This is a genomic window from Halobacillus sp. BAB-2008 (assembly GCF_000328325.1).
Taxonomy (GTDB): Bacteria; Bacillota; Bacilli; order Bacillales; family Halobacillaceae; genus Halobacillus.
This window is the reverse complement of the sequence record NZ_ANPF01000079.1, coordinates 1-8,481: the sequence shown is the minus strand read 5'-3', so window position 1 is coordinate 8,481 and position 8,481 is coordinate 1. Positions and strand designations below refer to the sequence as shown.

The following is an 8,481-nucleotide window of genomic DNA, read 5'->3' as shown; positions in this document are numbered from 1 at the left end:
TTCCTACATATGAAATGTAATTCTAATATATAGAGGTATAGAATGGACAATAAATTTAAAAGAGCCGTACAATTTAGTTTGAGTATTGCCGTTATCACATTCGTGTTAGCGGCTATTTTTTCAGTTATATCTTCTTCCGTGTTAAGTGGTGTCATATGGATCTTCGGCCTCGTCATTGTATTGATCATCGTATTGATTGGTGTCGTTTTCGATATGCTGGGCATAGCAGCCACTGCTGCAGATGAAACCCCGTTTCATGCCATGGCCTCTGAAAAGGTCCCAGGTGCGAAAGAAGCTATTGTCATCGTGAGAAACGCGGATCGATTCGCTAGTTTCTGTAACGACGTAATAGGGGATATATCTGGTATAGTCAGCGGAACAGCATCTGCTGTTGTCGTCATCCAACTCGCCAACTCCTTCGGCTACAATGAAGGTTCGACCGTGCAGATCGTCATCTCTGTCACACTGACAAGTATTGTCGCTGCGCTTACGGTCGGAGGGAAGGCTTTAGGGAAATCCTTTGCTATTCACTCTTCCACGAAGATTATCTTTACAGCCGCAAAAGTAATTGCATGGTTAGAAAAGCGTCTGAAAGTAAAAATAGTAACAGGAACGGCGGCATCCGCAAAAAAATCAAGATAAATACAAGGGGGTCCATTTATGGATCTGTGTAAAATCAAAAATCCTTCCTTTTTAAAGGAAATGAATACAAAGCAGCTAGAAGTACTAGCGCAGGAAACAAGACAATTCCTTATTGAAAATCTGGCAGCGACAGGAGGGCACCTGGGGGCTAACCTCGGCGTAGTCGAACTGACGCTTGCTTTGCATAAAGTGTACAACAGTCCGGAAGACCGCCTGCTGTGGGACGTCGGACACCAGTCCTATATCCATAAAATCCTGACAGGGAGAGCAGACCAATTCGGCTCGCTTCGCCAATATAAAGGTCTGTGCGGATTCCCTAAGCGGGATGAGAGCGAACACGATGTCTGGGAAACGGGACACAGCTCCACGTCTCTTTCCGCCGCCATGGGAATGGCGATCGCAAGGGACCTTAAAAAAGAAAACCATTCGATCCTTCCGATTATTGGAGACGGCGCCCTTACAGGGGGAATGGCCTTGGAAGCGCTGAACCATATAGGGGATGAGAAGAAGAATGTAACCGTCATCTTGAATGATAACGAAATGTCCATCGCCAAAAACGTCGGTGCGCTGCACGGGGCACTTGCTCGAATGAGAAGTGCCGGGAAATATAACCGTGCAAAAGACGACTTAGAGTGGATCATGAAGAAGATCCCAGCCGTCGGCGGTAAGATTGCCCAAGTCGCTGAACGATTGAAAGACAGCATGAAATATTTCGTCGTTCCCGGCATGTTTTTTGAGGAACTGGGATTTACTTATTTTGGTCCTGTGGACGGGCATGATTTCGACGACCTTATCGAAAATCTCAAATATGCGAAGAAAACAGATGGTCCTGTCATCGTCCATGTCATGACCCAAAAAGGTAAAGGCTATCATCCGGCTGAGAATGATGTGAAAGACAAATGGCATGGCGTGGGCCCTTACAAGATCGAGTCCGGGGAGAAAATCAAGCCTGTAGATGCCCCTCCAGCATGGAGCTCGGTCATCAGTGAAGCTCTGCGGGTGGAAGCAAGAAAAGATGATCGTATTGTTGCAGTTACACCAGCAATGATTCTCGGTTCCAAGCTTGAAAAATTCGGCGAGGAGTTTCCGGACAGGCTCTATGATGTAGGTATCGCAGAACAACATGCGACCACGCTGTCTGCGGGGCTGGCAACTCAGGGGATGAAGCCGTTTCTGGCTATTTACTCGACATTCCTTCAACGCAGTTACGACCAGGTGATCCATGACATCGCCCGTATGAAACTGAATGTCATCCTTGGGATCGATCGTGCCGGGCTTGTCGGTGCGGATGGAGAAACACACCAGGGAGTATTCGATGTCGCGTTTCTACGTTCCATTCCGAATATGATCATCACTATGCCTAAAGACGAAAATGAAGCGCAGCACCTCGTTCATACGGCCGCGGCTTATGATGATGGTCCGTTTGCCATCCGCTATCCACGTGGAAATGCAAAAGGTGTGGAAGTGGATCGTGTTCAGAAGACGATACCGATCGGCAGTTGGGACGTTCTTAAAGAAGGTAAAGATGCTGTTATACTCACCTTCGGAACTACGATCGATATGGCTCTGGAAGCAAGCAGGCGTATGGAGAAGGAAGGACGCTCTGTCCGGGTTGTCAACGCCCGATTCATCAAACCGCTTGATGATGCGATGCTCCATGACATTATGAAGGAAGGTCTACCTATTATTACAGTCGAAGAAGCTGTTCTTCAGGGCGGTTTCGGAGCAAGCATCCTGGAATTTGCCGAAGAGAATGGGTATAACGGACAATTTGTGAAGCGTATGGGAATTCCGGATCGTTTTATTGAACACGGAAGTGTAAGTCAATTATGGGAAGAGATTGGATTGACGGAGGATGCGCTCGTCAAGAATCTAAAAGAATTGGTCCCAACTAAACAGCAAAGGGCATAACTAAGATATGGGCAGAAAAGTACGATTAGATGTTTTGTTAGTTGAAAAAGGCTACGTGGAGACGAGGGAGAAAGCCAAGCGCACCATCATGGCCGGTCTCGTCTTTCACGAGCAGAACCGTTTAGATAAGCCTGGCCAAAAGGTGGAGGAAGACCTGGAACTGACGGTTAAGGGAAAAGCCATTCCTTACGTAAGTCGTGGAGGACTGAAGCTGGAAAAAGCCTTGAAAGTGTTTGATTTGTCAGTTAGAGACAAAGTTATGATCGATATCGGCTCTTCCACCGGAGGATTTACCGATTGCGGTCTACAGAACGGTGTGAAAATGAGTTATGCCGTCGACGTCGGTTACAATCAGTTGGATTGGAAGCTTCGTAACAACGACCAGGTCGTTGTTATGGAACGAACCAACTTCCGTTACATGACGTCCGAGGACTTGTCCTACGGCACCCCTCAATTTGCTTCCATTGATGTATCATTCATATCCCTTCGAATCATCCTGCCGGTACTGGCGGATATTTTAGAAAAGGGCGGCGATGTCGTAGCTCTTATCAAACCCCAGTTTGAAGCAGGGAGAGAACAAGTAGGGAAAAAGGGCATCGTCAGAGATCCCGCCATTCATGGTCAAGTCGTTGAAACAATCCTTGATTTTGCTACAAAGTACGGATATTCTGTTTATGGACTCACGTATTCTCCGATCACCGGGGGAGACGGAAACATTGAATTTCTTGTTCATCTTCGTCTGACGGAGCAGGGGCAAGCGGTTATTAACAATAATGTCGATGTTCAGGCAGTTGTCAAGGAAGCGCATGATGCGCACGGCAAAAACGCATAATGTATAAAAAGGGCTGAGCTTCGGCCCTTTTCTTATGGAAGGACTTGAAATGGAGGATGGTCATGAATAAAGGACAACGTCATATCAAAATCAGGGAATTGATTACAAACGACGATATTGAAACGCAGGATGAACTGGTGGATCGTTTAAAGGGAATGGGGTACAACGTCACACAAGCAACGGTATCCCGTGATATAAAAGAACTGCACCTTGTCAAAGTTCCTATGATGGATGGTCGTTATAAATACAGCCTGCCTGCCGATCAGCGGTTCAACCCGTTGGAAAAGCTGAAAAGACTTATGATGGATGCTTTCGTCAGTATTGACCGCGCGGGTCACTTCATCATTTTGAAGACTCTGCCCGGGAATGCGAATGCCATTGGCGCATTGGTGGATAATTTAGATTGGGACGAGATCATGGGCACGATATGCGGGGATGATACGTGTTTGATTATTTGTCGAAGTGAGAAGCAGACAGAGGCGATAAGCGAACAGCTGCTAAATATGCTATAACTGAGGTGTATTTTCATGTTAACGGAATTATCCATTCGTGATTTTGCAATTATCGATCAGATTTCCATTACATTTAAAGAAGGTTTGACCGTTTTAACTGGAGAGACCGGTGCCGGTAAGTCGATTATCATCGATGCTATTCAACTGCTGTCAGGCGGAAGAGGCTCTGTAGAGTTCGTCCGGCATGGAACGAAAAAGGCGGAAATAGAGGGTTTATTTATCGTGGAGCGCGACCACCCGATTTACCGTACAGGGGAAGCGTTTGGAGTGGACATTCAGGATGATGGAATGGTTGTCTTGAACAGAACGATTACAAATCAGGGAAAGAGCATATGTCGCGTAAACGGAAAGCTTGTTACACTTGGCATTATGAAGGAGTTTGGTCAGGCCCTCATTGATATACACAGCCAACATGAAACACAGTCATTGATGGACCCTGATCGACACATAGAGCTTCTCGATGTATTTGCCGGGGAAGGCATTCGTCCGACGCTTGAAGAGTATCAGCAGGTCTTTGATAAGTACAGGACATTGAGGAAACGGTATAAGGATTTGAGTCAGAATGAGCAGGAGATGGCGCAGCGGCTTGACCTTCTTGAATTTCAGCTTCGCGAACTTCAGGAAGCGGAGATGGAACCTAAAGAGGATGAAGAGCTGGCTGAGGAACGTAAGAAACTGCTTAATTATGAGAAAATTTATCAAGGCATTCATGATGCCTATTATTCCCTTTATGGTGAACAGCGGGGTCTCGATTGGCTTAGTCATGCGATGACTTCCTTGGAAAGCACGGCGGATGTCGATGAAAACATCGCAAAAATATCAGAGGAATTGGCTAATTCTTATTATTTAATCGAAGAAATGACCTTCCAGTTGAGCAGTCAAATGGCTGAACTGGAATTTGATCCTGAACGATTGAATCAAATGGAGTCAAGGTTGAATGAGCTCAACCGTTTGAAGAAAAAATATGGTGGTACAGTGGATGATATGCTTCAATACGCATCTAAGATTGAGGAAGAAATTGATGAGATTAGGAACAAGGACTCTCATTTAAGTAAGATGGAATCAGACATATATGAACTTGGTCAGGATGCCGTATTGGAAGCGAAAGCAATCCACGACATACGAATGGAAGCAGCTTCGCGTCTAGGGGAATACATTCATGAAGAGCTGCGCGATTTATATTTAGAAAAAGCATCTTTTGCGGTTGATATCCGTATGAAGGAAGGAAAAGAACAGGATCCAATGTTTGAAGGTAAGCCGGTTCAGCTGATGCCAAACGGTACGGATATTGTGAAATTCCTCATTACCACAAATCCAGGAGAACCGCTTAAAGAATTACATAAAGTAGCTTCCGGTGGAGAAATGTCACGTATAATGCTTGCACTAAAGCGGATATTTTCCAGACACCAGGGAGTAACGAGCGTCATATTCGATGAAGTCGACACAGGTGTAAGCGGCAGAGTAGCTCAGGCGATTGCTGAGAAGATATACGGCATCTCCGAAGGATCCCAAGTGCTCTGCATCTCCCACCTGCCACAAGTAGCTGCAATGGCCGATACGCACATTAGGATTGAGAAGCGCGTGGATAATGATCGAACCCACACGGCTGCTTCGGAATTAACACACGAAGAGCAGGCGGATGAAATCTCACGAATGATTACCGGCGCAGAATTGACGGAAACGACAGTCGAGCATGCAAAAGAACTACTCGTTATGGCAGATAAACATAAACGTAATAAATAACAGGGATCAGGTAAAAATAGGCGCAGATGCTTTTTCTGCGCCTATTTTGTTTTATTCAAGGGATATCTTACATGGGCAGGGAATGGGTACTATATTTACTGTGATTATGCTCGTTTAAAAAAAGGGGCGGAAGACCACATTATAAGTAAGCCATTTAGTTGGTACTGGAGTTAGAAGGAGAGTGAACCCGTGAATGTAAGGATAATGAAATATATATGTGGTTCTGTTCTCCTGCTGTTCATGCTCACGTTACCATTATTGACACCTGTTCAACAATATTTGTCCATCCCAACAGAAATGAAAGTGACGACTGCCAATTCTGTATCTACACCTGTTTGGAATGACGATTCCAAGGCACTTACGGCATTTTCATCTACTGATGATGACGAGGTGTTCCATGAGTTTGCAGGAATTCCTCTTAAGAAGACGAGCGTACAAGGGATGAAAGACATCCGGCTCGTACCGGGAGGACAGTCGGTAGGCGTCGAACTGCATACGAAAGGCGTCCTCGTAGTCGGCCACCATTTAGTTAGTGGTGAAGGAGCGGAAAAAGCCTCTCCTGGTGAAGAAGCGAATATCCATGTGGGGGATATTCTCCTTAAAGGTAATGGCAAGGACCTTCACAGCATGGAGCAGCTGTCCTCCATCGTCAAGGAGTCAGGAGAGAAAGAAAATGCTGTCGATCTTACGATTAAACGTGGAGAAGAAACGATTCAAACTTCGTTAACACCGGCGTTCAACGCGCAGGAAAACGAGTATCAGATCGGCCTGTATATTAGAGATTCCGCTGCAGGAATCGGAACGATGACATTTTACCATCCACAAAGTAAGAAATATGGAGCGCTTGGGCACGTGATCTCGGATATGGATACAAAAAAACCGATCGAGATTCATGAAGGTACTATAGTAAAATCCCAAGTAACTTCCATTGAAAAGGGAAGTCGGGGAATCCCGGGAGAAAAGCGGGCTAAGTTCTCATTGAAAGACGATAAGCTCGGAAATATTACCAAGAATACGCCGTTTGGTATATTCGGCGAATTAGAGGGCGATATGGAGAACAGCGCTTACCCTGAAGGCTTACCAGTCGGATTTGCGGAAGAGGTTAAAGAAGGACCCGCACAAATCATGACGGTGCTTGATGGAGAAAGAATGCAGACTTTCGATGTGGAAATCGTGAGCAACACGCCGAAGAAATCAGCCGTTACAAAAGGCATGATCGTCAAGATTACAGATAAAGAACTGTTGAAGAAAACCGGAGGAATTGTTCAAGGAATGAGTGGAAGTCCAATCATTCAGAATGGCAAAATTATCGGTGCCGTCACGCATGTTTTTGTCAACGATCCTACTAGTGGTTACGGTGTGCACATCGAATGGATGCTGCAAGAAGCGGGAATCGATATTTATGAAGAAAAAGGTCAAAAAGCAAGCTAAGAAGAACCCTGAACGGGGTTCTTCTTTTTTTGGTAGAAATATCTGCAACGTCATCGACATGATTCGACAAATGGAGGATCTCAATGTCGAAACAGTGCGATTTTTAAAGTATTTTAAAGCATTTAAGAGATAATCTCGAATATTAAAATTTTTTTGTTATAATAAAAAAGGGTTAGATTTCCTGTCTGTCGAACTTATGAATTACAGAGAAAAGAGGACAATTTTGTAAGGAGGAAAATTAATGGAAAAAATTCAAGTTTGTTTGGCTGATGATAATCGCGAGCTGGTGAAGCTTCTTGAGGATTATTTTGAGGACACGCACGATATCGATGTCATTGGGACGTCATTTAATGGTAAAGATTGTCTCCAAATGGTCGAAGAAAAGAATCCCGATGTGCTCATTCTCGACATCATCATGCCTCACTTGGACGGATTAGCGGTTTTGAATAAATTGAGAGAGCTGGACAAGCAGCCGGAAGTGATCATGTTAACAGCGTTCGGTCAGGAAGAAGTGACGAAAAAAGCGGTGGAATTAGGTGCTGCCTACTTCATGATGAAACCGTTCGACCTGGATCACCTGGGAGAGCAGGTCCGCCAGATCAAGCATGCCGGAGATCCGATAAATCGTGCACTTGGAAACACCTACACGTCTACGAAGTCCAAGAAACCAGACTTGGATACGAGCATTACGCATATCATTCACGAAGTCGGTGTCCCTGCGCATATTAAAGGGTATCAATATCTGCGGGAGGCCATCACGATGGTGTATCGCGATTTGGAACTGCTCGGCTCCATTACGAAAGTCCTTTATCCTGATATTGCAACGAAATACAACACGACGGCTTCCAGAGTGGAAAGGGCGATCCGTCATGCGATTGAAGTAGCATGGAATCGTGGAAACATTGACGCGATCTCTTCCTTGTTCGGTTACACCATCTCCAATACGAAAGCAAAACCGACGAACTCAGAGTTCATCGCGATGGTGGCGGACAGGCTCCGCCTGGAGCATAAAGCAAGTTGAACGCGAAACACGAGGGGGTATTTCCCCTCGTGTTTTTTATTTCATCATCCTGACAATTTCTTCTGCCATGGACATATCATCGTAAAACCCTTCATCAATCCGATCCAATTCAGGCAGCAGGCACGTATAAATATGTTCCTCCAAGAACAATAATCCATCCCGGTTCAACTGTCTGTAGCTGAAAGGAAGATCCAAGTAGTGGATGATGATATAGCGATGGCCCGTTTCCATGTATGTACAAAGGATATGAATTTCGCTGTTCTCCGGATAATATCTTGTTCCTCCGAATCCATCTCTGCGTAACACCATCTGACTACTCCTCCTTTCATATCCATAATAAAGCAAATGAGACAAAGATGTAACAGATATACATAAATAATGTAAAAATT

The 8,481-nt window shown here is 45.1% G+C and carries 8 protein-coding genes; 7 read left to right on the top strand and 1 reads right to left on the bottom strand.

What is annotated here, in order from left to right; genetic code table 11:
• The first annotated feature begins 42 nt into the window (after positions 1-42).
• The 7 genes from D479_RS16515 (at position 43) to spo0A (ending at position 8,092) form a co-directional block, all read left to right on the top strand.
• Complete coding sequence (locus D479_RS16515) at positions 43-642, top strand: hypothetical protein (RefSeq protein ID WP_008639239.1); 600 nt, start codon at positions 43-45, stop codon at positions 640-642.
• 18 nt (positions 643-660) lie between these two features.
• Positions 661-2,553 carry a 1-deoxy-D-xylulose-5-phosphate synthase gene (gene dxs, locus D479_RS16510; protein WP_008639237.1) on the top strand — a complete coding sequence of 631 codons (1,893 nt, stop codon included), beginning with the start codon at positions 661-663 and terminating at the stop codon, positions 2,551-2,553.
• Between the two features lie 7 nt (positions 2,554-2,560).
• Positions 2,561-3,385 (top strand): TlyA family RNA methyltransferase, encoded by an 825-nt coding sequence (locus tag D479_RS16505; RefSeq protein WP_008639235.1) that lies wholly within the window; start codon positions 2,561-2,563, stop codon positions 3,383-3,385.
• Between the two features lie 62 nt (positions 3,386-3,447).
• A complete protein-coding gene (gene argR / locus D479_RS16500; RefSeq protein ID WP_008639233.1) occupies positions 3,448-3,897 on the top strand; it encodes a transcriptional regulator ArgR in 450 nt (149 codons plus the stop codon).
• Between the two features lie 15 nt (positions 3,898-3,912).
• The gene (gene recN / locus D479_RS16495) at positions 3,913-5,640 is read left to right on the top strand and encodes a DNA repair protein RecN (protein WP_008639230.1); all 1,728 of its coding nucleotides are present in this window, start codon (positions 3,913-3,915) and stop codon (positions 5,638-5,640) included.
• A gap of 189 nt (positions 5,641-5,829) precedes the next feature.
• Positions 5,830-7,071 (top strand): SpoIVB peptidase, encoded by a 1,242-nt coding sequence (gene spoIVB, locus D479_RS16490; protein ID WP_008639228.1) that lies wholly within the window; start codon positions 5,830-5,832, stop codon positions 7,069-7,071.
• 241 nt (positions 7,072-7,312) lie between these two features.
• Positions 7,313-8,092 (top strand): sporulation transcription factor Spo0A, encoded by a 780-nt coding sequence (spo0A, locus tag D479_RS16485; protein ID WP_008639226.1) that lies wholly within the window; start codon positions 7,313-7,315, stop codon positions 8,090-8,092.
• Between the two features lie 36 nt (positions 8,093-8,128).
• Here spo0A and D479_RS16480 read toward each other — a convergent pair whose 3' ends face one another.
• Positions 8,129-8,401, bottom strand: coding sequence for a hypothetical protein (locus D479_RS16480; RefSeq protein WP_008639223.1), 273 nt, complete (start codon positions 8,399-8,401; stop codon positions 8,129-8,131).
• Positions 8,402-8,481: the final 80 nt, after the last annotated feature.